33 protein-coding genes are annotated in these 23,913 nt (G+C 67.3%); all 33 read right to left on the minus strand.

The genetic code is table 11. The features are described 5' to 3' along the window. Positions 1–30: 30 nt before the first annotated feature. A complete protein-coding gene (gene rpsM, locus FLW16_RS27915) occupies positions 31–411 on the minus strand; it encodes a 30S ribosomal protein S13 (RefSeq protein ID WP_142563119.1) in 381 nt (126 codons plus the stop codon). A 224-nt stretch (positions 412–635) separates the two neighbouring features. Then, the gene (gene rpmJ / locus FLW16_RS27920; protein ID WP_003956441.1) at positions 636–749 is read right to left on the minus strand and encodes a 50S ribosomal protein L36; all 114 of its coding nucleotides are present in this window, start codon (positions 747–749) and stop codon (positions 636–638) included. A 46-nt stretch (positions 750–795) separates the two neighbouring features. Then, positions 796–1,017: a translation initiation factor IF-1 gene (infA, locus tag FLW16_RS27925; RefSeq protein WP_030508344.1), complete on the minus strand. Its 222-nt coding sequence runs from the start codon at positions 1,015–1,017 to the stop codon at positions 796–798. Between the two features lie 420 nt (positions 1,018–1,437). After that, entirely contained in the window at positions 1,438–1,887 is a 450-nt protein-coding gene (locus FLW16_RS27930) for a DUF1707 domain-containing protein (RefSeq protein ID WP_142563120.1), read from the minus strand. Positions 1,888–1,956: 69 nt separating this feature from the next. Beyond that, entirely contained in the window at positions 1,957–2,787 is an 831-nt protein-coding gene (map, locus tag FLW16_RS27935) for a type I methionyl aminopeptidase (protein ID WP_142563121.1), read from the minus strand. Positions 2,788–2,873: 86 nt separating this feature from the next. Continuing rightward, positions 2,874–3,527 (minus strand): adenylate kinase, encoded by a 654-nt coding sequence (locus tag FLW16_RS27940; RefSeq protein ID WP_079319854.1) that lies wholly within the window; start codon positions 3,525–3,527, stop codon positions 2,874–2,876. Further along, on the minus strand, positions 3,527–4,834 hold the full coding sequence (gene secY / locus FLW16_RS27945) for a preprotein translocase subunit SecY (protein WP_142563122.1): 1,308 nt from the start codon (positions 4,832–4,834) through the stop codon (positions 3,527–3,529). The genes FLW16_RS27940 and secY overlap by 1 nt, the downstream gene beginning before the upstream one ends. 181 nt (positions 4,835–5,015) lie before the next feature. After that, positions 5,016–5,471, minus strand: a complete 456-nt coding sequence (gene rplO, locus FLW16_RS27950; RefSeq protein ID WP_139573656.1) for a 50S ribosomal protein L15 — start codon at positions 5,469–5,471, stop codon at positions 5,016–5,018. Between the two features lie 2 nt (positions 5,472–5,473). Then, positions 5,474–5,656 carry a 50S ribosomal protein L30 gene (rpmD, locus tag FLW16_RS27955; RefSeq protein ID WP_079319858.1) on the minus strand — a complete coding sequence of 61 codons (183 nt, stop codon included), beginning with the start codon at positions 5,654–5,656 and terminating at the stop codon, positions 5,474–5,476. Between the two features lie 2 nt (positions 5,657–5,658). Then, on the minus strand, positions 5,659–6,291 hold the full coding sequence (gene rpsE / locus FLW16_RS27960) for a 30S ribosomal protein S5 (protein ID WP_030508336.1): 633 nt from the start codon (positions 6,289–6,291) through the stop codon (positions 5,659–5,661). Positions 6,292–6,355: 64 nt separating this feature from the next. Further along, positions 6,356–6,739, minus strand: coding sequence for a 50S ribosomal protein L18 (rplR, locus tag FLW16_RS27965; RefSeq protein ID WP_142563123.1), 384 nt, complete (start codon positions 6,737–6,739; stop codon positions 6,356–6,358). Between the two features lie 2 nt (positions 6,740–6,741). Next, positions 6,742–7,284 (minus strand): 50S ribosomal protein L6, encoded by a 543-nt coding sequence (rplF, locus tag FLW16_RS27970; RefSeq protein WP_142563124.1) that lies wholly within the window; start codon positions 7,282–7,284, stop codon positions 6,742–6,744. A gap of 18 nt (positions 7,285–7,302) precedes the next feature. Beyond that, a complete protein-coding gene (rpsH, locus tag FLW16_RS27975; RefSeq protein WP_030508333.1) occupies positions 7,303–7,701 on the minus strand; it encodes a 30S ribosomal protein S8 in 399 nt (132 codons plus the stop codon). 111 nt (positions 7,702–7,812) lie between these two features. Next, positions 7,813–7,998, minus strand: coding sequence for a type Z 30S ribosomal protein S14 (locus tag FLW16_RS27980; RefSeq protein WP_066368977.1), 186 nt, complete (start codon positions 7,996–7,998; stop codon positions 7,813–7,815). A gap of 2 nt (positions 7,999–8,000) precedes the next feature. Continuing rightward, positions 8,001–8,585, minus strand: coding sequence for a 50S ribosomal protein L5 (rplE, locus tag FLW16_RS27985; protein ID WP_142563125.1), 585 nt, complete (start codon positions 8,583–8,585; stop codon positions 8,001–8,003). After that, positions 8,585–8,890 carry a 50S ribosomal protein L24 gene (gene rplX / locus FLW16_RS27990; protein WP_142563142.1) on the minus strand — a complete coding sequence of 102 codons (306 nt, stop codon included), beginning with the start codon at positions 8,888–8,890 and terminating at the stop codon, positions 8,585–8,587. The genes rplE and rplX overlap by 1 nt, the downstream gene beginning before the upstream one ends. Before the next feature lie 8 nt (positions 8,891–8,898). Continuing rightward, positions 8,899–9,267: a 50S ribosomal protein L14 gene (gene rplN, locus FLW16_RS27995; RefSeq protein ID WP_030508330.1), complete on the minus strand. Its 369-nt coding sequence runs from the start codon at positions 9,265–9,267 to the stop codon at positions 8,899–8,901. Positions 9,268–9,455: 188 nt separating this feature from the next. Further along, positions 9,456–9,743: a 30S ribosomal protein S17 gene (gene rpsQ / locus FLW16_RS28000; protein WP_142563126.1), complete on the minus strand. Its 288-nt coding sequence runs from the start codon at positions 9,741–9,743 to the stop codon at positions 9,456–9,458. Continuing rightward, positions 9,736–9,972: a 50S ribosomal protein L29 gene (gene rpmC, locus FLW16_RS28005; protein WP_030508328.1), complete on the minus strand. Its 237-nt coding sequence runs from the start codon at positions 9,970–9,972 to the stop codon at positions 9,736–9,738. The genes rpsQ and rpmC overlap by 8 nt, the downstream gene beginning before the upstream one ends. Continuing rightward, positions 9,972–10,391, minus strand: a complete 420-nt coding sequence (gene rplP, locus FLW16_RS28010) for a 50S ribosomal protein L16 (protein ID WP_030508327.1) — start codon at positions 10,389–10,391, stop codon at positions 9,972–9,974. The genes rpmC and rplP overlap by 1 nt, the downstream gene beginning before the upstream one ends. Positions 10,392–10,393: 2 nt before the next feature. After that, positions 10,394–11,242 (minus strand): 30S ribosomal protein S3, encoded by an 849-nt coding sequence (gene rpsC, locus FLW16_RS28015; RefSeq protein ID WP_142563127.1) that lies wholly within the window; start codon positions 11,240–11,242, stop codon positions 10,394–10,396. Then, on the minus strand, positions 11,242–11,595 hold the full coding sequence (gene rplV / locus FLW16_RS28020; RefSeq protein WP_030508325.1) for a 50S ribosomal protein L22: 354 nt from the start codon (positions 11,593–11,595) through the stop codon (positions 11,242–11,244). The genes rpsC and rplV overlap by 1 nt, the downstream gene beginning before the upstream one ends. Positions 11,596–11,628: 33 nt before the next feature. Further along, positions 11,629–11,907 (minus strand): 30S ribosomal protein S19, encoded by a 279-nt coding sequence (gene rpsS, locus FLW16_RS28025; protein ID WP_030508324.1) that lies wholly within the window; start codon positions 11,905–11,907, stop codon positions 11,629–11,631. Between the two features lie 11 nt (positions 11,908–11,918). Further along, a complete protein-coding gene (gene rplB / locus FLW16_RS28030) occupies positions 11,919–12,755 on the minus strand; it encodes a 50S ribosomal protein L2 (RefSeq protein ID WP_142563128.1) in 837 nt (278 codons plus the stop codon). Positions 12,756–12,885: 130 nt separating this feature from the next. Next, entirely contained in the window at positions 12,886–13,188 is a 303-nt protein-coding gene (gene rplW / locus FLW16_RS28035; protein WP_142563129.1) for a 50S ribosomal protein L23, read from the minus strand. Beyond that, on the minus strand, positions 13,188–13,838 hold the full coding sequence (gene rplD / locus FLW16_RS28040) for a 50S ribosomal protein L4 (RefSeq protein WP_142563130.1): 651 nt from the start codon (positions 13,836–13,838) through the stop codon (positions 13,188–13,190). The genes rplW and rplD overlap by 1 nt, the downstream gene beginning before the upstream one ends. Beyond that, positions 13,835–14,491 (minus strand): 50S ribosomal protein L3, encoded by a 657-nt coding sequence (rplC, locus tag FLW16_RS28045; RefSeq protein WP_142563131.1) that lies wholly within the window; start codon positions 14,489–14,491, stop codon positions 13,835–13,837. Before rplC ends, rplD begins: the two co-directional genes overlap by 4 nt. Positions 14,492–14,504: 13 nt before the next feature. Beyond that, positions 14,505–14,813: a 30S ribosomal protein S10 gene (gene rpsJ, locus FLW16_RS28050; RefSeq protein WP_012887830.1), complete on the minus strand. Its 309-nt coding sequence runs from the start codon at positions 14,811–14,813 to the stop codon at positions 14,505–14,507. Positions 14,814–15,057: 244 nt separating this feature from the next. Beyond that, a complete protein-coding gene (gene tuf, locus FLW16_RS28055; RefSeq protein ID WP_030508319.1) occupies positions 15,058–16,251 on the minus strand; it encodes an elongation factor Tu in 1,194 nt (397 codons plus the stop codon). A 93-nt stretch (positions 16,252–16,344) separates the two neighbouring features. Beyond that, entirely contained in the window at positions 16,345–18,393 is a 2,049-nt protein-coding gene (gene fusA / locus FLW16_RS28060) for an elongation factor G (protein WP_396686812.1), read from the minus strand. A gap of 84 nt (positions 18,394–18,477) precedes the next feature. Further along, a complete protein-coding gene (gene rpsG, locus FLW16_RS28065) occupies positions 18,478–18,948 on the minus strand; it encodes a 30S ribosomal protein S7 (RefSeq protein ID WP_079319871.1) in 471 nt (156 codons plus the stop codon). Between the two features lies 1 nt (position 18,949). After that, positions 18,950–19,324, minus strand: coding sequence for a 30S ribosomal protein S12 (gene rpsL / locus FLW16_RS28070; RefSeq protein WP_030508316.1), 375 nt, complete (start codon positions 19,322–19,324; stop codon positions 18,950–18,952). Between the two features lie 560 nt (positions 19,325–19,884). Beyond that, the gene (locus tag FLW16_RS28075) at positions 19,885–23,760 is read right to left on the minus strand and encodes a DNA-directed RNA polymerase subunit beta' (RefSeq protein ID WP_142563133.1); all 3,876 of its coding nucleotides are present in this window, start codon (positions 23,758–23,760) and stop codon (positions 19,885–19,887) included. Between the last annotated feature and the right edge of the window lie 153 nt (positions 23,761–23,913).

A 23,913-nucleotide genomic window follows, 5' to 3' on the forward strand; every position in this document is an offset into this window, starting at 1 on the left:
GCTAACTCCTGGAAATGTGGCTGCTAAGGACTACTTCTTGCCCGGCTTCTTCTTGCCGGCGACGGTCTTCTTCTTGCCCTTGCGGGTGCGCGCGTTCGTCTGCGTCCGCTGACCGTGGACAGGCAGCCCCTTGCGGTGCCGGATGCCCTGGTAGCAGCCGATCTCGATCTTGCGTCGGATGTCGGCCTGAATCTCGCGGCGGAGGTCGCCCTCGATCTTGTAGTTCGCCTCGATGTAGTCACGCATCGGGACGAGCTCGGCGTCCGTGAGCTGGTGGACGCGCAGGTCGGGGCTGATGCCGGTCGCGTCCAGGATCTCCTGGGCGCGGGTGCGGCCGATTCCGAAAATGTAGGTGAGAGCGATCTCCAGCCGCTTGTCGCGGGGGAGGTCGACGCCAACCAGGCGGGCCATGGTCGGGCATTCTCCTTCAGTGTGGCGGAGGTCTTGCGCAACACTTCCCCTCCCATGCCCGGGCGAGGGCCCCGGCCTCCGACCGGGGGTCTCCCACGTGGTACGGCTCTCGCCGCCTGCGCGGGTGTGTGACGCGATTTCGTTGTTCCGGCCCGCACGCGGGTCGAGCCCGCCGCGGGGGCGGACTCAGCGGGGGCCTGGTGGCGACGTACTGAGAGCTGGGCTCAGCCCTGGCGCTGCTTGTGGCGCAGGTTGTCGCAGATCACCATGACACGACCGTGCCGGCGAATCACCTTGCACTTGTCGCAGATCTTCTTGACGCTCGGCTTGACCTTCATAGTCCTTATTCGTTCCGCATACGGCCCGTCCCCGCTGCCGGGGGGGCTACTTGTACCGGTAGACGATCCGCCCACGACTCAGGTCGTAGGGGCTCAGCTCCACGACCACCCGGTCGTCGGGCAGGATCCTGATGTAGTGCATCCGCATCCGCCCACTGATATGGGCCAGGACCTTGTGACCGTTGTCGAGCTGCACCCGGAACATGGCATTCGGGAGCGACTCAATAACAGTGCCCTCAATCTCGATGGCGCCGTCTTTCTTGGCCATGGCCCTCGCGTTTCACTGATCGGATCGTCTGAGGCTTCGGAACACTAAGCAGCCGCGACCTTCGGGGCGCTTCCAGAGAGCGGCGACCAGCAAGGCCGCCTAGGCGCAAAGGTCATAGTGAACCGACAAAGGAGTGTACGACAACCCGGGCCGAATTGCGAAACGACGGCAGGGGTCCCTACACAACCAGATCACAGAGTACCCCTGAAGGGGCCGTCAGGCCAATCGGGTGCCGGCCCGCTCCTCGGGCCGGTGCCGGGGGAGCCGCCGCACCCGCCCGCCCGGCACCGCCGAAATGCCGGGGCGGGTGGGTGCGGCCTGATCACCGCGGGGGCACGGCCCGAGCGGGGCCGCACGTCGCGACACCGGACATGTACCCGCCCGCGGCTCCCGCGACGGCGGCACTTCGGTAAAGAACGCTCAGGTGTCGCGCCGGGACTGTCCGCCCCTGCCGGAGATCGTGTTGATGAGGAGGATGACGCCCCAGGGACCCATGACCCACATCGGCCAAGGAGGGATCATGTGACCCGAACCGACCATGGTGAGAAGCCAGATCATCCAGCTCACGGAGCTGGCCGCCGCCCAGGCGGACCACGCGCCCTTCAGGCTGCCCCGCGTCTTCTCGTCACGCCGGGCGGGATGCGGCCGTCGTATGGACTCATTGGCGGCGGGCAGCCGGTGCAGGTCGATCGCGGGCAGGTCGGAGGTGAGCTTGGCCAGTTCCCCGTACGTACGGCTCTGGTAGACCTGCTCAAGCCGCTCGTTGAACTCGTCGATGGTGAGCCTGCCCTCGGCCACGTGCTCGCGCAGTGCCGCGGCGACCCGGTCACGGTCGCCGTCGGAGGCCCGCATCTCCGGCGCTGCCGCCATCACCATCTCCCGGTCATTCGAGCGATACGACCATTATTGTTCACGCGCCGACGGAACGGGCGCGCGGGCTCAGGAGGCGCTCTCCCCCGCGTCCGCGGCGACGCCGGGGAAGCGGGAGGCTCCGCCGTCGAGCGCCGTGAGAACCAGGGGGCCGTTCTCCGTCACCGCGACACTGTGCTCGAAGTGGGCGGAGGCGCGGCCGTCGAGCGTCACGACCGTCCAGTCGTCGGCCAGCACCTTGGTGCGGTCGGTGCCGAGGTTCACCATCGGCTCGACTGCGAAGCACATGCCCACCTCGAAACGCGGGCCGCGCCCCGGCCGGCCGTGGTTGGCCACCCAGGGGTCCATGTGCATCTCGGTGCCGATTCCGTGCCCGCCGTACTCCTGGGGGATGCCGTAGCGGCCCTGAGAGCGCACGTACTGCTCGACCTGGTGGCCGATGTCGGACAGGTGCCCGCCGACCCGCAGGGCGGCGATGCCCCGCCACATGGCCTCCTCGGTCACCCGCATGAGCTCGGTCAGCGCGGGGTCGACCTCGCCGATCCCGACGGTGATCGCCGAGTCGCCGTGCCACCCGTCGAGGATCGCGCCGCAGTCGATCGAGATGATGTCGCCCTCGCGGAGCGGACGGCGGTCGGTGGGGATGCCGTGGACGACCTCGTCGTTCACGGAGGCGCAGATCGTGGCGGGGAAGCCCTGGTAGCCCTTGAACGACGGGATCGCGCCCTCGCCCCTGATCGCCTCTTCGGCGATGGCGTCGAGGTCGAGCGGCGTCATGCGGGGCCGGACGGACGTCCGGAGCAGTTCCAGCGTGCGGGCGACGACCAGGCCGGCCGCACGCATCTTCTCCAGTTGCTCGGCGCTCTTGATCTGAATTCCGTGCCGATTCTTCTTGAACACGTAACGCACCCCCTCCCGAAATTGTCCCATATAAGCCTGAACGCCACCCCATGGAGTGGAGTGGCGTTCCCGGCCGCGGTAATGAATCAGTCGGCGAACCGCCGCAGCGCCGACATCGCCCGCTGGGTGATCTCCTCGACCGGCCCGGTCGCGTCGACCCCCTGCAGGATTCCCTCGTCGGCGTAGAAGGAGATCAGCGGCGCCGTCTGCTCCTGATAGACCTCCAGGCGCCGCCTGATGGTCTCCTCACGGTCGTCGTCCCGCTGGAAGAGCTCCCCACCGCAGGCGTCGCAGACGCCCTCCACGGCGGGCGGGTCGAACACGACATGCCACACCTTGCCGCAGGAACGGCACGTGCGGCGGCCCGCCAGGCGGCGGACGACCTCGTCGTCCTCGACGACCAGGTTGAGGACCACGTCGAGCGCCGTACCGAACTCGGCCAGCATCTTCTTGAGGACCTCGGCCTGGGGCACGTTGCGGGGGAAGCCGTCCAGGAGGAAGCCCTCCTGCGCGTCGTCCTCCGACAGCCGGTCGCGGACCATGGCCACGGTCACCTCGTCGGGGACGAGGTCGCCGCGGTCCATGTACTCCTTGGCGAGCTTGCCGAGCTCCGTGCCGCCCGAGACGTTGGCACGGAAGATGTCGCCTGTCGAGATTTTCGGGATCGACAGGTGCGAAGCGATGAACTGGGCCTGCGTCCCCTTACCCGCTCCGGGGGGCCCTACCAGGACGACGCGCACTATCTCAGGAAGCCCTCGTAGTTGCGCTGCTGAAGCTGGCTCTCGATCTGCTTGACCGTGTCCAGACCAACACCAACCATGATCAGAATGCTGGTCCCTCCGAACGGGAAGTTCTGGCTCGCTCCGGCCACCGCCAGCGCGATGATCGGGATGAGCGAGATCACACCCAGATACGGAGCGCCCGCGGCCGTGAGCCTGTTGAGCACGTAGCTCAGGTACTCAGCGGTCGGCCGGCCCGGGCGGATGCCCGGAATGAACCCACCGTACTTCTTCATGTTGTCCGCCACTTCAGGGGGGTTGAAAGTGATGGACACGTAGAAGTACGTGAAGAAGACGATCAGCAGGAAGAACGTGGCCATGTAGACGGGGTGGTCGCCCCTGATCATGTTCTGCGCCAGCCACTCGACGACCGCGTTGGGCTTCTGGCTGTTGCCGAACAGCGTGACCAGAAGCTGCGGCAGGTACAGCAGCGACGAGGCGAAGATGACCGGGATGATGCCGGCCTGGTTCACCTTGAGCGGGATGTAGGTCGAGGTGCCGCCGTACATGCGACGGCCGACCATCCGCTTGGCGTACTGCACCGGGATGCGGCGCTGCGCCTGCTCGATGAACACGACGACGCCGATCATCACGACGCCGACGACCATCACGACGACGAACTTGAACGGGCTCTGCCGGAAGATGTTCACGAGCTCCGACGGGAACACCGCGATGACCTGAGTGAAGATCAGGATCGACATGCCGTTGCCGACGCCGCGGTCGGTCACCAGCTCGCCCAGCCACATGATCACGGCGGTGCCGGCGGTCATCGTGATGACCATGGTGATCAGCGGGAAGACGTCCTGGCTGAGCAGGATCTCCTGGTTGCAGTTCTGGAAGAGCTGCCCGCTGCGCGCCAGTGCGACGAACGCGGTCGACTGCAGCACCGCCAGCCCGATGGTCAGGTAACGTGTGTACTGCGTGATCTTCGCCGTCCCCGCCTGGCCCTCCTTCTTCAGGGCCTCCAGCCGGGGAATCACCACCGTCAGCAGCTGCAGGATGATGCTCGCTGTGATGTACGGCATGATGCCGAGCGCGAACACTGAAAGTTTCAACAGGGCGCCGCCGCTGAAGAGCTGCACCATCCCGTAGATGTTGGCAGCGTCTCCCGCCTGGGCCTGCTCCAGACACAGGGCCACGTTCTTGGCGTTGACCCCCGGAGTGGGGAGCACCGAGCCAAGCCGGAACAGCACGATGATGCCCAGTGTGAAGAGCAGCTTCTTGCGCAGGTCCGGCGTCCGGAACGCCCGGGTAATCGCGGTCAGCACGGTCCCTCCTGCGCGCCAGTGACGCGGTAACGGTCGGCGATGGCCCGCAAGGCGTCCATCGACATGTCTTCCTGCCAGAGTGCTTGGTCCGACACGGGTTGAGCCCCGTGCCAGGCGAACTCTAACGCACTACGGGCGCGGAGGCTCATAACGAACCTCCGCGCCTCGTGCAGCGTCATGCCTACAGCTCGGAAACCGAGCCACCGGCCGCGGCGATCTTCTCCTTCGCGCTGGCGGAGAAGGCGTGCGCCTGCACGTTCAGCGCCACGGAGATCTCGCCGGTGCCCAGCACCTTCACGGGCTGGTTCTTGCGGACCGCACCCTTGGCCACCAGGTCGTCGAGCGTGACGTCGCCGCCCTGGGGGAACAGCTCCCCGAGCCTGTCCAGGTTGACGACCTGGTAGGTCGTCTTGAACAGGGCGTTGGAGAAGCCCTTCAGCTTCGGCAGCCGCCGCTGGAGCGGGACCTGGCCACCCTCGAAGCCCGGCATCACTGCCGTACGGGCCCTGGTGCCCTTGGTGCCACGGCCGGCCGTCTTGCCCTTGGAGCCCTCGCCGCGGCCCTTGCGGGTCTTGGCCTTGTTGGCGCCGGGAGCCGGACGGAGGTCGTGGATCTTGAGCGGAGCGTTCTCGGTCATGACTAGTCGACCTCCTCAACCTCGACGAGGTGCGACACCTTGGCGACCATGCCCCGGATCTCCGGGCGGTCCTCCTTGACGACGACGTCGCCGATTCGCTTCAGACCCAGCGAGCGCAGCGAGTCACGCTGGTTCTGCTGACCACCGATCTTGGACCGGGTCTGGGTGATCTTCAGGCGAGCCATCGTCAGCTCACCGCCTTCGCGGCCGCCGCGGCCTCGGCCAGGCCCTCGGCGCGAGCCTTCAGCATCGCCTTGGGCGCGACGTCCTCGATCGGCAGGCCACGACGGGCGGCGATCTCCTCGGGGCGGCTGAGGCCCTTCAGAGCCGCCACGGTGGCGTGCACGATGTTGATCGGGTTGTCCGAGCCGAGCGACTTGGACAGCACGTCGTGGATTCCGGCGCACTCCAGGACCGCGCGAACCGGGCCACCCGCGATGACGCCCGTACCGGGCGAGGCCGGACGCAGGAGGACGACGCCGGCGGCGTCCTCGCCCTGCACCGGGTGCGGGATGGTGCCCTGGATCCGCGGGACCTTGAAGAAGTGCTTCTTGGCCTCCTCGACACCCTTGGCGATCGCCGCGGGCACCTCCTTGGCCTTGCCGTAGCCGACCCCGACGAGGCCGTTGCCGTCGCCGACGATGACCAACGCGGTGAAGCTGAAGCGCCGGCCGCCCTGGACGACCTTGGCGACTCGGTTGATCTTTACGACGCGCTCGATGTACGAGACGCCCTTGTCTGCGGCGCCACCGCGGCGGTCATCACGACGGTCACGCCGCTCGCCACCGCCGCCGGCACCGCGACGCGGAGCTGCAGCCATCAGTGGTTCCTCTTCTCGTTGCTCTTGGGACGGGCCGTCGGTCGCGACCCATGGACCGGAGCCATCAGAACTCCAGCCCGCCTTCACGGGCGCTGTCCGCGAGAGCGGCGATCCGCCCCGCGTAGCGGTTGCCACCGCGGTCGAAGACGACAGCGGTGATCCCGGCGGTCTTGGCCCGCTGAGCGAGAAGCTCGCCGACCTTCTTCGCCTTCTCGGTCTTGTCACCCTCGCCGCCGCGCAGCGAGACGTCCATCGTGGACGCGCTCACCAGCGTGTGGCCCTGAGTGTCGTCGACGATCTGCACGAACAGGTGACGCGTGGACCGGTTGACGACCAGGCGCGGACGCTCGGCCGTGCCGAAGACGTTCTTGCGGACACGGCGGTGCCGGCGAGCCCGGGAGACCGTGCGGGCGGCCGTGTGCTTGCCGAACGCAGTCTTTCCAGCCATGCCTACTTACCAGCCTTTCCGACCTTGCGGCGGACAACCTCGCCCTGGTAGCGCACGCCCTTGCCCTTGTACGGGTCCGGCTTGCGCAGCTTCCTGATGTTGGCGGCGACCTCGCCGACCCTCTGCTTGTCGATGCCGTCCACGTGGAACAGGGTCGGCCTCTCGACGCGGAAGCTGACGCCCTCGGGGGCCTTGACGATCACCGGGTGGCTGAAGCCCAGCGAGAACTCCAGCTCCGTCGGGCCCTTGGCCTGGACGCGGTAACCGACGCCGACGATCTCGAGCGTCTTCGTGTAGCCCTGCGTGACACCCGCCACCATGTTGGCGATGAGCGTGCGGGACAGGCCGTGCAGCGCACGAACCTTGTTCTCGTCGTTCGGGCGGGTGACGGCGATGGCGCCGTCCTCGCCGCGCGAGACCTCAATAGGCTCGGCGACCGTGTGAGTGAGCGTGCCCTTGGGCCCCTTGACCTGGACTTCCCGGCCGTCGATCGTGATGTCGACACCTGCCGGGACGGGGATGGGCAGCCGTCCGATTCGCGACATGCTGAGTGCCTCCCCTCGTTACCAGACGTAGGCGAGGACTTCCCCGCCCACTCCACGCTTGCTAGCCTGCCGGTCCGTCATCAGGCCGCCGGACGTCGAGATGATCGCGACGCCCAGACCGCCCAGAACGCGGGGCAGGTTGTCCTTCTTTGCATAGACCCGCAGACCGGGCTTCGACACCCGGCGCAGGCCCGCGATGGCGCGCTCGCGGCTGGGGCCGAACTTCAGCTCCATCACGAGGTTCTTGCCAACCTTCGCGTCCTCGACGCTCCAGCCCTGGATGTAGCCCTCCTGCTGGAGGATCTCCGCGATGTGCGCCTTGATCTTGGAGTAAGGCATGCTCACGGTGTCGTGATAGGCCGAGTTCGCGTTACGCAGACGCGTCAGCATGTCTGCGATCGGGTCGGTCATCGTCATGGCCGGTGGCCTTCCTCACCGCGGTTTCCCGATGGGACCTTCGGTGTGGTCGTGGGCGCTGCGATCAGCGCCCGGTTGATATGACTTCTGTACGGCTGGCCCGCGGCGGGCTTACCAGCTCGACTTGGTGATGCCGGGCAGCTCGCCCCGGTGCGCCATCTCACGGAAGCACACGCGGCACAGGCCGAACTTGCGGTAGACAGCACGGGGACGGCCGCAGCGGGAGCACCGAGTGTACGCCCGGACGTCGAACTTCTGCTTGCGCGCTGCCTTGACCTTCAGCGACGTCTTCGCCATGATCAGGCCTCCTTGAAGGGGAAACCGAGGAGCTTCAGCAGCGCCCGGCCCTGCTCGTCGTTCTTCGCGGTGGTCACGACCGTGATGTCCATGCCCCGCTGCCGGTCCACCTTGTCCTGGTCGACCTCGTGGAACATGACCTGCTCGGTGAGGCCGAAGGTGTAGTTGCCGTTGCCGTCGAACTGCTTCGGCGACAGGCCGCGGAAGTCCCGGATACGCGGCAGCGCCAGGGACAGCAGGCGGTCGAGGAACTCCCACATGCGGTCGCCGCGCAGCGTCACGTGCGCGCCGATCGGCATGCCCTCACGCAGCTTGAACTGCGCGATGGACTTGCGGGCGCGGGCGACGGCCGGCTTCTGGCCCGTGATGGCGGTCAGGTCGCGCACTGCGCCCTCGATGAGCTTCGAGTCGCGGGCGGCCTCGCCGACACCCATGTTCACCTTGATCTTGGTGATCGTGGGCACCTGCATGATGTTCTCGATGCCGAACTCCTCACGCAGCTTCGCGATGATCTCCTCGCGGTAGCGCTGCTTGAGGCGCGGAACAACTCGCCCGGTCTCAGTAGACGCAGTAGTGGTGGCGGTCATCAGCTGTCCTCACCCTCACCCGTCGCCTCGGCGTCGCCCTTGTCGGCGGCCTTCTTCTCGGGCTTCTTCTCTTCATCCTTGAGCTTCTTGACGTTGCTCACGTGGATGGGAGCCTCCATGGTCTGCACGCCGCCTTCCTTGGCGCCGCGCGGTCCCTGGTTGGTGACCTTGGAGTGCTTCTTGATCATGTTGACGCCCTCGACCACCACACGCTCCCTGTCGGGGTACGCGGCGATGATCCGGCCCTTGGCGCCCTTGTCCTTGCCGGCGATGACCTGGACGAGGTCGCCCTTCTTCACGTGCAGCTTCGGCATCACAGCACCTCCGGCGCGAGCGAGATGATGCGCATGAACTTCTTGTCGCGCAGTTCACGGCCCACCGGGCCGAAGATGCGGGTGCCCCGGGGGTCACCGCTGTCCTTGATGATGACCGCGGCGTTCTCGTCGAAGCGGATGTAGGAGCCGTCGGGGCGGCGGCGCTCCTTCACGGTGCGCACCACGACAGCCTTGACAACGTCGCCTTTCTTAACGCCCCCGCCGGGAATGGCGTCCTTCACCGTGCCCACGATGATGTCGCCGATTCCCGCGTAGCGCCGACCCGAGCCGCCGAGCACGCGGATGCAAAGAATCTCCTTGGCACCCGTGTTGTCGGCGACCTTGAGCCGCGACTCCTGCTGGATCACGTCTACTCCTGTGTGTCGTGCCGGTTCTCACCCTCGCGGTGAGCCTGGCCGAACCTGATGTGGTCTTTTTCCCTCGACGACAGCCGTACGACCGCCGCCGCGGGCGGACGGGACCGATGGCCGGCCCCGCCCCTTGGACACCATCATGGGGGGCGGTCTCCCACCCCCCACGAGGCGCGTCTGTGGTGTTACTTGGCCTTCTCGAGGATCTCGACGACTCGCCACCGCTTGGTGGCCGACAGCGGCCGGGTCTCCATCAGGAGGACGCGGTCGCCGACGCCGCAGACGTTCTGCTCGTCGTGGGCCTTGTACTTGGTCGTACGGCGGATGACCTTGCCGTACAGCGGGTGCTTGACGCGGTCCTCGACGGCGACGACGACGGTCTTGTCCATCTTGTCGCTGACGACCAGGCCCTCACGGGTCTTGCGGTAGTTCCGCTGCGTCTCAGTGGTCGGGGTCTCGGTTGCTTCAGACATCGCTCGGCTCCTTCTCGACCGTGACGATTCCGAGCTCGCGCTCGCGCATCACGGTGTAGATGCGGGCGATCTCGCGGCGGACGGCGCGCAGCCGCCCGTGGCTCTCCAGCTGACCCGTCGCCGACTGGAAGCGGAGGTTGAACAGCTCCTCCTTGGCTTCCTTCAGCTTCTGGACCAGCACCTCCTGGTCCTCGACACGCAGCTCCGCGGCGGTCAGACCCTTAGCCATCACGCCTCACCCACTTCACGCTTGACGAAACGGCACTTCATGGGGAGCTTGTGCATCGCGCGCCGCATGGCCTCGCGGGCCACGGGCTCGGCGACACCGGACAGCTCGAACATGACACGGCCGGGCTTGACATTGGCGATCCACCACTCCGGAGAACCCTTACCGGAACCCATGCGGGTCTCGGCCGGCTTCTTCGTCAGAGGGCGGTCCGGGAAGATGTTGATCCACACCTTGCCGCCACGGCGGATGTGCCGGGTCATGGCGATACGCGCGGCCTCGATCTGGCGGTTGGTCACGTAGGAGTGCTCAAGCGCCTGGATGCCGAACTCGCCGAAGACGACCCGGGTGCCGCCCTTGGCGGCGCCGCTGCGGTCGGGCCGGTGCTGCTTGCGGTGCTTGACCCTGCGCGGGATCAGCATGGTCAGCTCCCTTCAGCACCCGGCTGCTCCGCCGGGCCGGTCTCGGGGGCGGCCTGCGCGGCCGCCTCATTCCTGGGTGCACGGTCGCCGCGGCCCGCGCCGCCGCGACGGGGACGGTCGCCGCCGCCACGACGCGGACGCTCGCCCGCGCCACCGCGACGGTCGTCGCGCTCACGACGCTGGCCCGCACGGGCGCCGGCCGCGGCCGCCTCCCGCTCGGAACGGCTGGTCGGAGCCTCGCCCTTGTAGATCCACACCTTCACGCCGATGCGGCCGAAGGTGGTGCGGGCCTCGTAGAAGCCGTAGTCGACGTCCGCACGGAGCGTGTGCAGGGGCACGCGGCCCTCGCGGTAGAACTCCGAGCGCGACATCTCGGCTCCGCCCAGACGGCCGGAGCACTGGACACGGATGCCCTTGGCCCCGCTCTTCATGGCGGACTGCATGGCCTTGCGCATGGCCCGGCGGAACGAGACGCGGCTGGACAGCTGCTCGGCCACGCCCTGCGCGACGAGCTGCGCGTCGATCTCGGGGTTCTTCACCTCGAGGATGTTCAGCTGGACCTGCTTCTTGGTCAGCTTCTCCAGGTCGCCGCGGATGCGGTCGGCCTCGGCGCCGCGGCGGCCGATGACGATGCCCGGCCGGGCGGTGTGGATGTCGACCTGGACGCGGTCGGTCGTGCGCTCGATCTCGACCTTGGAGATGCCGGCCCGCTCCATGCCCTTCTGCAGCATGCGACGGATCGACACGTCCTCGGCGACGTACGACTTGTACAGCTTGTCGGCGTACCACCGGCTCTTGAAGTCGGTCGTGATGCCGAGGCGGAACCCGTGCGGGTTAACCTTCTGGCCCACTAGCGGGTCCTTCCCTTCGGCTCGCGGGACTCCACGATCACGGTGATGTGGCTCGTCCGCTTGTTGATCCGATAGGCACGACCCTGGGCGCGCGGGCGGAAACGCTTGAGGGTCGGCCCCTCGTCGACCCACGCGCGGCTCACGAAGAGCGTCTCCCGGTCGAGCTTGAAGTTGTGCTCAGCGTTCGCGATCGCGCTCGAGAGCACCTTGTAGACGGTCTCGCTCGCCGACTGGGGAGCGAACTGCAGCACGGCCTGCGCCTCCGAAGCGGGCAGCCCGCGAATGAGGTCCACCACACGGCGGGCCTTCCGGGGCGTGTGGCGCGCGTACCGCGCCTGTGCCCTGGCTTCCATCGCTTTCTCCTCTAACTGCTGGCTTGAAGGCGCTTACCGCCGGCTGCGGCGGTCTTCCTTGACGTGGCTGCGGAACGTTCGCGTGGGGGCGAACTCACCGAGCTTGTGACCGATCATCGACTCGGTGACGAACACCGGGACGTGCTTGCGGCCGTCGTGCACGGCGATCGTGTGACCGATCATGTCGGGCACGATCATGGAGCGCCGCGACCACGTCTTGATGACGTTCTTGGTGCCCTTCTCGTTCTGGGCGTCCACCTTCTTCTGCAGGTGGTCGTCCACGAAGGGACCCTTCTTAAGACTACGTGGCATATCGGCTGCTCCTACCGCTTCTTCCTCTTGCTCCGACGACGGATGATCAGCCGGTCGCTCGGCTTGTTCGGCTGCCGCGTACGGCCCTCGGGCTTGCCCTTCGGGTTCACCGGGTGGCGACCACCGGAGGTCTTGCCCTCACCACCGCCGTGCGGGTGGTCGACCGGGTTCATGGCGACACCGCGGACCGTGGGGCGCTTGCCCTTCCAGCGGTTGCGGCCGGCCTTGCCGATGTTGATGTTGGCCTGCTCGGCGTTGCCCACCTGGCCCACCGAGGCCCGGCACCGCACGTCGACCTGGCGCATTTCTCCGGACGGCATACGCAGCGTGGCGTACATGCCCTCCTTGGCGAGCAGCTGGATCTGCGCACCGGCGCTGCGACCGAGCTTGGCGCCGCCACCGGGGCGCAACTCCACCGCGTGGATGAAGGTACCGGTCGGGATGTTGCGCAGCGGCAGGCAGTTGCCCGGCTTGATGTCGGCCGTGGGGCCGTTCTCGACCTGGTCCCCCTGCTTGAGGCCGGCCGGGGCGAGGATGTAGCGCTTCTCGCCGTCGGCGTAGTGCAGCAGCGCGATGCGGGAGGTCCGGTTGGGGTCGTACTCGATGTGCGCGACCTTGGCCGGGATCCCGTCCTTGTCGTGGCGGCGGAAGTCGATGATCCGGTAGGCGCGCTTGTGCCCGCCTCCCTGGTGCCTCGCAGTCACCCGGCCGTGGACGTTGCGGCCGCCCTTGCTGTGCAGTGGGGCAAGCAGCGACTTCTCCGGCGTGCTGCGCGTGATCTCGGCGAAGTCCGAGACGCTCGCGCCGCGCCGACCCGGAGTCGTCGGCTTGTACTTACGGATGCCCATCTTTTTCGTTCATCCTTCGTCGGTTCGTACCGGTCGGGGTCCGCCTCACGGCGGTCCCCCCGGTGCTTTCTTCCTCGGGGCCGGTCCCTCGCACGGTGGCGAGGGGCCCCTCTCCCCGCTGCGGCAGGTGCTAGCCGATCTGACCGAAGATGTCGATCCGCTCGCCCTCGGCCAGGCTCACGATCGCGCGCTTGCTGTCCGGGCGCTGCCCGTAACCGTGCTTGGTCCGCTTGCGCTTGCCCTGACGGTTGATCGTGTTCACGCCGGTCACCTTGACGCCGAAGATCTGCTCAACAGCGATCTTCACCTGCGTCTTGTTGGCACCCTTGCGCACCAGGAACGTGTACTTGTTGTGCTCATCGATCAGGCCGTAGCTCTTCTCGGAGACGATCGGCTTGAGGATGATGTCACGCGGGTCGGCGATCTTCTGCATCAGGCCTCTTCCTTCCCGCTGTTCGCCAGCCGCGCCACGACCTGGTCGTAGGCCTCACGGGTGAAGACCACGTCGTCGTGGCACAGCACGTCGTAGGTGTTGAGCTGCCCCGCGTCCAGCAGGTGGACCTCGGGGGCGTTGCGCAGGCTGAGCCAGGTGAGCTCGTCCTTCTCGTCGACCACGACGAGAACGCTGCGGGCCTGCGTGATCTTGCGCAGCGCCTCCAGGGTGGCCTTGGTCTTGGGCGTGTCACCCGTGACCAGGCTGCTCACCACGTGAACGCGGCCGCCGCCGGCGCGGTCGGACAGCGCGCCCTTCAGGGCCGCCGCCTTCATCTTCTTGGGCGTCCGCTGCTCGTACGAGCGCGGCTGCGGGCCGTGGACGATGCCACCGCCGGCGAACTGCGGCGCGCGGGTCGAGCCCTGGCGAGCGCGGCCGGTGCCCTTCTGCCGGTACGGCTTCTTGCCGCCACCGGAGACGGCGCCACGGGTCTTGGTGGCGTGGGTGCCCTGCCGGCGGGCAGCGAGCTGGGCGACGACCACCTGGTGGATCAGCGGGACGTTGACCTTGGCCCCGAAGACCTCCTCGGGGAGGTCGACGGTCCCCGTCTTGGCGCCGCTGGCGTCGAGGACGTCAATGGTCGTGGTCACTTCGCAGCAACCCCCTTCTTGGCAGCGGTGCGGAGGAGGACCAGGCTGCCGTTGGCGCCGGGGATCGCACCCTTGATCAGGATGAGGCCCTTCTCGGCGTCCACGGCGTGCACCTTGAGGCTCTGGACCGTCGTGCGGACGTTGCCCATCCGGCCGGCCATGCGCAGGCCCTTGAAGACGCGGCCCGGGGTGGCGCAGCCACCGATGGAGCCCGGGGAGCGGTGCTTGCGCTGGGTACCGTGCGAAGCGCTCAGACCACGGAAGTTGTGGCGCTTCATGACACCGGCGTAGCCCTTGCCCTTGCTCTTGCCCGTGACGTCGACGTACTGCCCGGCCTCGAAGGTGTCGGCGAGGAGCTCCTGGCCGACCGTGTACTCGGAGGCGTCGTCGGTGCGAACCTCGGCGAAGTAGCGGCGCGGGGTGATGTCGTGCTTGCGCAGGTAGTCGCCCAGGGGCTTGTTCACCTTGCGCGGGTCGATCTGCCCGTAGCCGAGCTGGACGGCGGAGTAGCCGTCCTTCTCCGGAGTGCGGACCCGGGTCACCACGCACGGACCGGCCTCGACGACGGTGACCGGGATCACCCGGTTCGCCTCATCGAAGACCTGGGTCATGCCGAGCTTCTTGCCCAGGACGCCCTTGATCTGCTTAGCCATGTCAGTGCGTTCCTTAGAGCTTGATCGAGATGTCCACGCCGGCGGGAAGGTCGAGACGCATGAGCGAGTCGACCGTCTTCGGCGTCGGGTCGATGATGTCAATCAGCCGCTTGTGCGTACGCATCTCAAAGTGCTCGCGGCTGTCCTTGTACTTGTGCGGCGACCGGATGACGCAGTACACGTTCTTCTCGGTCGGCAGCGGCACCGGGCCAGCGACCTTGGCGCCGGTCCGCGTCACCGTCTCGACGATCTTCTTGGCCGAGCTGTCGATGACCTCGTGGTCATACGCCTTAAGCCGGATGCGGATCTTCTGTCCCGCCATAATGGCCTCGGTGTCCTTCGCTGTCGTCCTATAAAGCTTCGCGCGGCCTGTTGCCGCAGGTCAGTTTCCACATGACCGACGCCCGGATTCGTCCGGTGCTCCGTGATCTGGCAGTGGCTTCGGTCGAAGTGCGGCCGAAAGCACTGCGAGATCACGGTCTCGTCGTCAGTGGGGGGCCGTCTCCGGCCCCTGCGCGGTGCGGCGGTCAGGCCCTGATGGACCCGACCGCCGCCCAGCGGTGCTGCTACTTGATGACCTTCGTGACGCGACCGGCGCCGACGGTGCGGCCACCCTCGCGGATCGCGAACTTGAGCCCTTCCTCCATCGCGATCGGCTGGATGAGCTGGACGGTCATCTCGGTGTTGTCACCGGGCATGACCATCTCGGTGCCCTCCGGCAGGTTCACGACACCGGTCACGTCCGTGGTACGGAAGTAGAACTGCGGCCGGTAGTTGTTGAAGAACGGCGTGTGGCGGCCGCCCTCGTCCTTGGACAGGATGTAGACCTGCGCCTCGAACTCGGTGTGCGGGGTGGTCGTGCCCGGCTTGATGACACACTGGCCGCGCTCGACGTCCTCGCGCTTGATGCCACGCAGGAGCAGACCGACGTTGTCACCGGCCTGGCCCTCGTCGAGGAGCTTGCGGAACATCTCGACGCCGGTGACGGTCGTCGTGGTGCTCTTCTCCTTGATGCCGATGATGTCGACGGTCTCGTTGACCTTGACGACACCGCGCTCGATACGGCCGGTGACGACGGTGCCACGACCGGTGATCGAGAACACGTCCTCGATCGGCATGAGGAACGGCTTGTCGGTGTCACGAACGGGCTCGGGGACGTTCTCGTCCACGGCGTTCATGAGCTCGATGATGGAGTCGCCCCACTTCTCGTCGCCCTCGAGCGCCTTGAGCGCCGAGACGCGCACGACCGGCAGGTCGTCGCCCGGGAACTCCTGGGCGGACAGCAGCTCGCGGACCTCGAGCTCGACGAGTTCCAGGATCTCCTCGTCGTCGACCATGTCGGCCTTGTTGAGGGCCACGACGATGTAGGGAACGCCGACCTGGCGGGCCAGGAGGACGTGCTCCTTCGTCTGCGGCATCGGGCCGTCGGTCGCCGCGACCACCAGGATCGCGCCGTCCATCTGGGCGGCACCGGTGATCATGTTCTTCACGTAGTCGGCGTGACCGGGGCAGTCCACGTGGGCGTAGTGGCGCTTCTCGGTCTGGTACTCGACGTGCGCGATGGAGATGGTGATTCCGCGAGCCTTCTCCTCGGGCGCCTTGTCGATCTTGTCGAACGGGGTCGCCTCGTTGAGCTGCGGGAAACGGTCGTGAAGCACCTTGGTGATCGCCGCGGTCAGAGTGGTCTTGCCGTGGTCGATGTGCCCAATGGTGCCGATGTTCACGTGCGGCTTGTTCCGCTCGAACTTGGCCTTGGCCACTGGTCTGTCTCCTTAGAGATTCTGACTTGACTTGCGTCTTCTACCTCAGGCTGTGCACGGCGGAGGCACTCCCCCGCCGTGCACCGAGCGGAACTATTCGCCCCGAGCCTTCGCGACGATCTCCTTGGCGATGCCCGGGGGCACCTCCGCGTAGGAGTCGAACTGCATGCTGTAGCTCGCCCGCCCCTGAGTGCGGCTGCGCAGGTCGCCCACGTAGCCGAACATCTCGGAGAGCGGAACGAGCGCCCTGATCACACGGGCGCCGGACCGTTCGTCCATTGCCTGGATCTGTCCGCGACGACCGTTCAGGTCGCCGATGACGTCTCCCATGTAGTCCTCGGGCGTGGTGACCTCGACGGCCATCATCGGCTCGAGGAGTACGGCGTCTGCCTTGCGCGCGGCCTCCTTGAAGGCCATCGAGCCGGCAATCTTGAAGGCCATTTCCGACGAGTCGACCTCGTGGAAGGCACCGTCCTGAAGCGTGACCTTGACGCCGACCATCGGGTAGCCGGCGAGCACGCCGAACTCGGCCGCCTCCTGCGCGCCCGCGTCCACGGACGGGATGTACTCCCGCGGGATGCGGCCACCGGTGACCTTGTTCTCGAACTCGTAACCGTCGTTGCCCTCGCCCAGCGGCTCCAGGCTGATGATCACGCGCGCGAACTGACCGGAACCACCGGTCTGCTTCTTGTGCGTGTACTCGACCTTCTCCACCTTGCGGCGGATGGTCTCGCGGTAGGCGACCTGCGGGCGGCCGACGTTCGCCTCGACCTTGAACTCGCGGCGCATCCGGTCGACGAGGACCTCCAGGTGGAGCTCGCCCATACCCCAGATGACCGTCTGGCCGGTCTCCTCGTCACGGCGGACCTGGAAGGACGGGTCCTCCTCGGCCAGCCGCTGGATCGCGGTCGACAGCTTCTCCTGGTCGCCCTTGGTCTTGGGCTCGATGGCGACGTTGATGACCGGCGCGGGGAACGTCATCGACTCGAGGACGACCTGCTTGACCGGGTCCGAGAGGGTGTCGCCGGTGGTGGTGTCCTTCAGGCCCATGACGGCCACGATCTGACCAGCGGTCGCGGACGGGCGCTCCTCGCGCTTGTTCGCGTGCATCTGGTAGATCTTGCCGATCCGCTCCTTCTTGCCCTTGACCGAGTTCACCACGGTGGTGCCGGTCTCGAGCTTGCCGGAGTAGACGCGGATGTAGGTGAGCTTGCCCAGGTGCGGGTCGCTCATGATCTTGAACGCCAGCGCCGCGAAGGGCTCGCTCGGGTCCGCGTGGCGCTCGACGATCTCCTCCTCGTTGCCCACCGCGTGGCCCTTGAAGGCCGGGATGTCGGTGGGAGCCGGGAGGTAGGCGACGATCGCGTCGAGCAGGGGCTGCACGCCCTTGTTCTTGAACGCGGTGCCGCACAGGACCGGGTTGATCGCGCCGGTGATGGTCGCCCGGCGGATGGCCGCGACGAGCTGCTCCTCGGTGGGCTCGACGCCCTCCAGGAAGAGCTCCATGAGCTCGTCGTCGTTCTCGGCGACGGTCTCGACGAGCTTGTCGCGCCACTCACGGGCGGCGTCGGCGTGGTCGGCCGGGATGTCGACGGTGTCGTACATCTCGCCCTTGGCCGCCTCGGCGCTCCAGAGCAGACCCTTCATCTTCACCAGGTCGATGACGCCCTTGAAGTCGGCCTCGACGCCCCAGGGAAGCTGGATGACCGCCGGCGTGGAGCCCAGCCGGCTGATCATCATGTCGACACAGCGGTGGAACTCCGCGCCGACCCGGTCCATCTTGTTCACGAAGCAGATGCGGGGCACGCCGTACCGGTCGGCCTGGCGCCAGACCGTCTCCGACTGCGGCTCCACGCCGGCGACGCCATCGAACACCGCGACCGCGCCGTCGAGAACACGCAGCGACCGCTCGACCTCGATGGTGAAGTCCACGTGTCCGGGCGTGTCGATGATGTTGATCGTGTGATCAAGCCAGCTGCAGGTGGTCGCGGCGGAGGTGATGGTGATGCCGCGCTCCTGCTCCTGCTCCATCCAGTCCATGGTGGCAGCGCCCTCATGGACTTCACCGATCTTGTAGTTGATGCCGGTGTAGAACAGGATGCGCTCAGTCGTCGTGGTCTTGCCCGCGTCGATATGGGCCATGATCCCGATGTTGCGGACCCTGGCCAGGTCAAGAGCGGTCGTGGTGGCCACTTCTTCGCGTCCTTAACTCGTCGTCGGTGCTCACTACCAGCGGTAGTGGGCGAAGGCCTTGTTGGACTCGGCCATCTTGTGCGTGTCCTCGCGCCGCTTGACGCTGGCGCCGAGGCCGTTGCTCGCGTCGAGCAGCTCGTTCATGAGCCGCTCGGTCATGGTCTTCTCGCGGCGCGCGCGGGAGTACTGGACGATCCACCGCAGGGCCAGCGTGGTGCTGCGCGAGGCCTTGACCTCGACCGGCACCTGGTAGGTGGCACCACCGACGCGGCGGCTCTTCACCTCGAGCGTCGGGCGGACGTTGTCGAGAGCGCGCTTGAGCGTGACGACCGGGTCGTTGCCGGTCTTGTCCTTGCAGCCCTCGAGGGCGCCGTAGACGATCGACTGCGCGAGGGAGCGCTTGCCGTCCAGGAGAACCTTGTTGATGAGCGCGGTGACCAGCGGCGAGTTGTGCACCGGGTCAGCGACCAGCTGGCGGCGGCCAGGGGAACCCTTGCGCGGCATGTCAGCTCTTCTCCTTCTTCGCGCCGTAGCGGCTGCGGGCCTGCTTGCGGTTGCGGACAGCCTGGGTGTCCAGCGAACCACGGATGATCTTGTAGCGAACACCCGGCAGGTCCTTCACACGACCACCACGCACGAGCACCATCGAGTGCTCCTGGAGGTTGTGGCCCACCCCGGGGATGTAAGCCGTGACCTCGATGCCGTTGGTGAGCCGAACACGGGCCACCTTGCGCAGCGCCGAGTTGGGCTTCTTGGGGGTCGTCGTGTAAACGCGGGTGCAAACGCCGCGCCGCTGCGGGCTCCCCTTGAGGGCAGGAGTCTTGGTCTTGCTGACCTTGTCCTGCCGGCCCTTTCGGACCAACTGCTGAATGGTGGGCACCGCGTCTCCGTTTCGTGCCTAGCCGGTGATACGTAGAACCCGATCGAGATGGCGATGCCGCCTCTCACAGGCTTGCAGGTACTGCCGGTGTCATGACCTGCTGGTTTTCCATCCCCTTCGACCCCCGCGCTCGGGCGTGTCGCGCTCTAGTCGCATCACACCCGGGCGGACCCGGTCGATCTGGAGGAGTCACACGGCGCCCCCGCGCACTTCTCTTGCCGAGAAGTGGCATTTAAGCGCACGCATGCGAGCCCACAGACGGGCACGAACGTAAAGCCTACCCGCCCCCGTACAACACGTCAAAACAGAGGAGGACACCCCGGAGGGACGTGCCCCGCTGTCTCGACGTGCCGCTGCGCCGACGGCCCAAGCAGGACCGCCGAAGGACTCGGTCTCCCATCATACCGTCCCTACGAGGGGCTTCTCACGGTTTCCGCGCCGTCCCCGCCCGGCGCCGCGCGCGTACGCGGGGTGCGGACAACGGAAAGCGGCCCGGGGCGGGATGCCCCGGGCCGCTTCCGTACGTCCCCGCCGCGGCGATCGCTCACCGCGGCGACCTGTCAACGGCCGTACTGACCGAAGTCGTACTCCTCCAGCGGAACGGCCTCGCCGCTGCCGGTGCCGAAGGTGTAGTCCGCAGCCGAGCCGTCGTAGCCGCCGACCGTGTACATCGCGGCCTTGGCCTCCTCGGTCGGCTCCACCCGGATGTTGCGGTACTGGGGCATGCCCGTACCGGCCGGGATGAGCTTACCGATGATGACGTTCTCCTTGAGGCCGAGCAGCGAGTCCGACTTGGCGTGGATCGCCGCGTCGGTGAGGACTCGCGTCGTCTCCTGGAAGGACGCCGCCGACAGCCACGACTCGGTGGCCAGCGAGGCCTTGGTGATGCCCATCAGGACCGGACGGCCGGAGGCCGGCTGGCCGCCCTCCGCCACGGTCTGACGGTTGAGCGCCTCGAAGCGCGGCCGCTCGACCAGCTCGCCGGGCAGCAGCTCGGTGTCGCCGGACTCCAGCACGTTCACGCGCTTGAGCATCTGCCGGACGATGACCTCGATGTGCTTGTCGTGGATCGACACGCCCTGCGAGCGGTAGACCTGCTGCACCTCGTCCACAAGGTGGAGCTGGACGGCACGCGGGCCGAGGATGCGCAGGACCTCGTTCGGGTTGCGCGCACCGGCGACCAGGAGCTGGCCGACGTCCACGTGCTGCCCCTCGGAGACCAGCAGCCGCGACCGCATCGACACCGGGTAGGCGATCTCGTCCGAGCCGTCGTCCGGGGTGATGACGATCTTGCGGGTCTTGTCGGTCTCGTCGATCCGGACCCGGCCGGCGACCTCGCTGATCGGGGCCACACCCTTGGGGATGCGGGCTTCGAACAGCTCCTGGACACGCGGCAGACCGTGGGTGATGTCGGCGCCCGCCACACCACCGGTGTGGAAGGTACGCATGGTCAGCTGGGTGCCGGGCTCACCGATCGACTGGGCCGCGATGATGCCGACGGCCTCGCCGACGTCCACGAGCTTGCCGGTGGCCAGCGAACGGCCGTAGCAGGTCGCGCAGACACCGATCTTGGCCTCGCAGACGAGCGTGCTGCGGGTCCTGACCGTCTCGATGCCGGCGTTCACCAGCGCCGTCACCACATCGTCGTTGATGTCGACGCCCGCGGACGCGATGAGCTTGCCGTCCACCTCGACGTCCTCGGCCAGGATGCGGCCGTGCACGTTGCTCTCGGCGTTCTCGGCCTTGACCAGGTTGCCCTGGGCGTCGCGCTCGCCGACGTGCAGCGGAACGGCCCGGTCGGTGCCGCAGTCGATCTCGCGCACGATGACGTCCTGCGCGACGTCGACCAGACGACGGGTCAGGTAACCGGAGTCGGCGGTCCGCAGAGCGGTGTCCGCCAGACCCTTCCGCTGGCCGTGGGTCGAGATGAAGTACTCCAGCACCGACAGGCCCTCGCGGAAGGAGGACTTGATCGGCCGCGGGATCGTCTCACCCTTGGTGTTGGACACCAGGCCGCGGATGCCGGCGATCTGCCGGACCTGCATGCGGTTACCGCGGGCGCCGGAGTTGACCATCATCCAGACCGGGTTGGTCGCCGGGAACGCGTTGACCATGTCGGTCTCGACGTCCGCCGTCGCGTGGGTCCAGATCTCGATGAGCTCCTGACGGCGCTCCTCGTCGGTGATCAGACCGCGGTCGTACTCCCGCTGGACCTTGTCGGCCCGCCTCTCGTACGACTCCATGATCTCGGCCTTGTTCGGCGGCGCCACGACGTCCTCGATGGAGATCGTGACACCGGCGCGGGTGGCCCAGTAGAAGCCGGCGTCCTTCAGCGAGTCGAGCGCGTTGGCCACCTCCACCTTCGGGTACCGCTCGGCCAGCTCGTTGACGATCGCCGAGAGCTGCTTCTTGCCGACCTGGTAGTTCACGAAGGGGTAGTTGGCGGGCAGCGTCTGGTTGAACAGGCACCGGCCCAGCGTGGTCTCCAGCCGGATCGGGTCGCCGGCCTCCCAGCCCTCGGGGGCCTCCCAGCCGCGCGGCGGCGGGACGTCCTTGAGCCGCACGTGGACCTTGGCCTGGATGTCCAGCTCGTGGCGGTCGAAGGCCATGAGAGCCTCCGACACCGTGGCGAACACCCGGCCCTCGCCGACGCCGCCCTCCTTCTGGGTGGTCAGCCAGTACAGACCGATGACCATGTCCTGGGTGGGCATCGTCACCGGCTTGCCGTCCGCCGGCTTGAGGATGTTGTTGGTGGACAGCATCAGGATCCGGGCCTCGGCCTGGGCCTCGGCCGACAGCGGCAGGTGCACCGCCATCTGGTCGCCGTCGAAGTCCGCGTTGAACGCGGTGCAGACGAGCGGGTGGATCTGGATGGCCTTGCCCTCGACGAGCTGCGGCTCGAAGGCCTGGATGCCCAGGCGGTGCAGCGTGGGCGCGCGGTTGAGCAGCACCGGGTGCTCGGTGATGACCTCTTCGAGCACGTCCCACACGACCGGCTTGGACCGCTCGACCATCCGCTTGGCGGACTTGATGTTCTGCGCGTGGTTGAGATCGACCAGGCGCTTCATCACGAACGGCTTGAACAGCTCCAGCGCCATCTGCTTGGGCAGGCCGCACTGGTGGAGCTTGAGCTGCGGGCCGACGACGATGACCGAACGGCCGGAGTAGTCGACGCGCTTGCCGAGCAGGTTCTGCCGGAAACGACCCTGCTTACCCTTCAGCATGTCGCTGAGGGACTTCAGCGGACGGTTGCCGGGGCCCGTGACCGGGCGGCCGCGGCGGCCGTTGTCGAACAGGGCGTCAACGGCCTCCTGGAGCATCCGCTTCTCGTTGTTCACGATGATCTCGGGCGCGCCGAGGTCGAGCAGACGCTTGAGGCGGTTGTTCCGGTTGATGACCCGGCGGTACAGGTCGTTCAGGTCCGAGGTGGCGAAGCGGCCACCGTCGAGCTGGACCATCGGCCGCAGGTCCGGCGGGATCACCGGGATGCAGTCGAGGACCATGCCGCTCGGCGAGTTGCGGGTGTTGAGGAACGCCGCGACGACCTTGAGCCGCTTGAGCGCGCGGGCCTTCTTCTGGCCCTTGCCGCTGCGGATGGTCTCCCGCAGGTTCTCCGCCTCGGCCTCCAGGTCGAAGCCGGTCAGCCGCTCCTGGATGGCCTGGGCGCCCATGCCGCCGCGGAAGTAGCGGCCGAACCGGTCGCGCATCTCGCGGTAGAGCAGCTCGTCGCCCTCCAGGTCCTGGACCTTGAGGTTCTTGAAGCGGCTCCAGACCTCCTCGAGCCGGTCCAGCTCACGCTGGGCCCGGTCGCGGAGCTGGCGCATCTCGCGGTCGGCGCCCTCACGCACCTTGCGGCGGGCGTCGCCCTTGGCGCCGGCCGCCTCCAGCTCGGCCAGGTCGGCCTCGAGCTTCTTCTGGCGGGCCTCGATGTCGGCGTCGCGGCGCTGCTCGATGTGCTGCCGCTCGACGGAGATCTTCGCCTCCAGCGACGGCAGGTCGCGGTCACGCATCTCGGTGTCGACATGCGTGATCATGTACGCCGCGAAGTAGATGACCTTCTCCAGGTCCTTCGGGGCCAGGTCGAGCAGGTAACCGAGGCGCGACGGGACGCCCTTGAAGTACCAGATGTGGGTGACCGGAGCGGCCAGCTCGATGTGGCCCATCCGCTCGCGGCGCACCTTGGCGCGCGTGACCTCGACGCCACAGCGCTCACAGATGATGCCCTTGAAGCGGACGCGCTTGTACTTGCCGCAGTAGCACTCCCAGTCCCGGGTCGGACCGAAGATCTTCTCGCAGAAGAGCCCGTCCTTCTCCGGCTTGAGGGTCCGGTAGTTGATGGTCTCCGGCTTCTTCACCTCGCCGTGCGACCACTGCCTGATGTCGTCGGCGGTCGCGAGGCCGATGCGCAGCTCGTCGAAGAAGTTGACGTCGAGCACTAGATAATCCCCTTTTGAATCAGACCTCGTCGACGGTCATCGCGCCCTCGTGGGGACGCCGGGACAGGTCGATGCCGAGCTCCTCCGCCGCGCGGAAGACGTCCTCGTCGGTGTCCCTCATCTCGATCGACATGCCGTCGCTCGACAGAACCT

It is taken from the genome of Microbispora sp. KK1-11 (assembly GCF_006874435.1).
In the GTDB taxonomy this organism is placed as follows: Bacteria; Actinomycetota; Actinomycetes; order Streptosporangiales; family Streptosporangiaceae; genus Microbispora; species Microbispora catharanthi.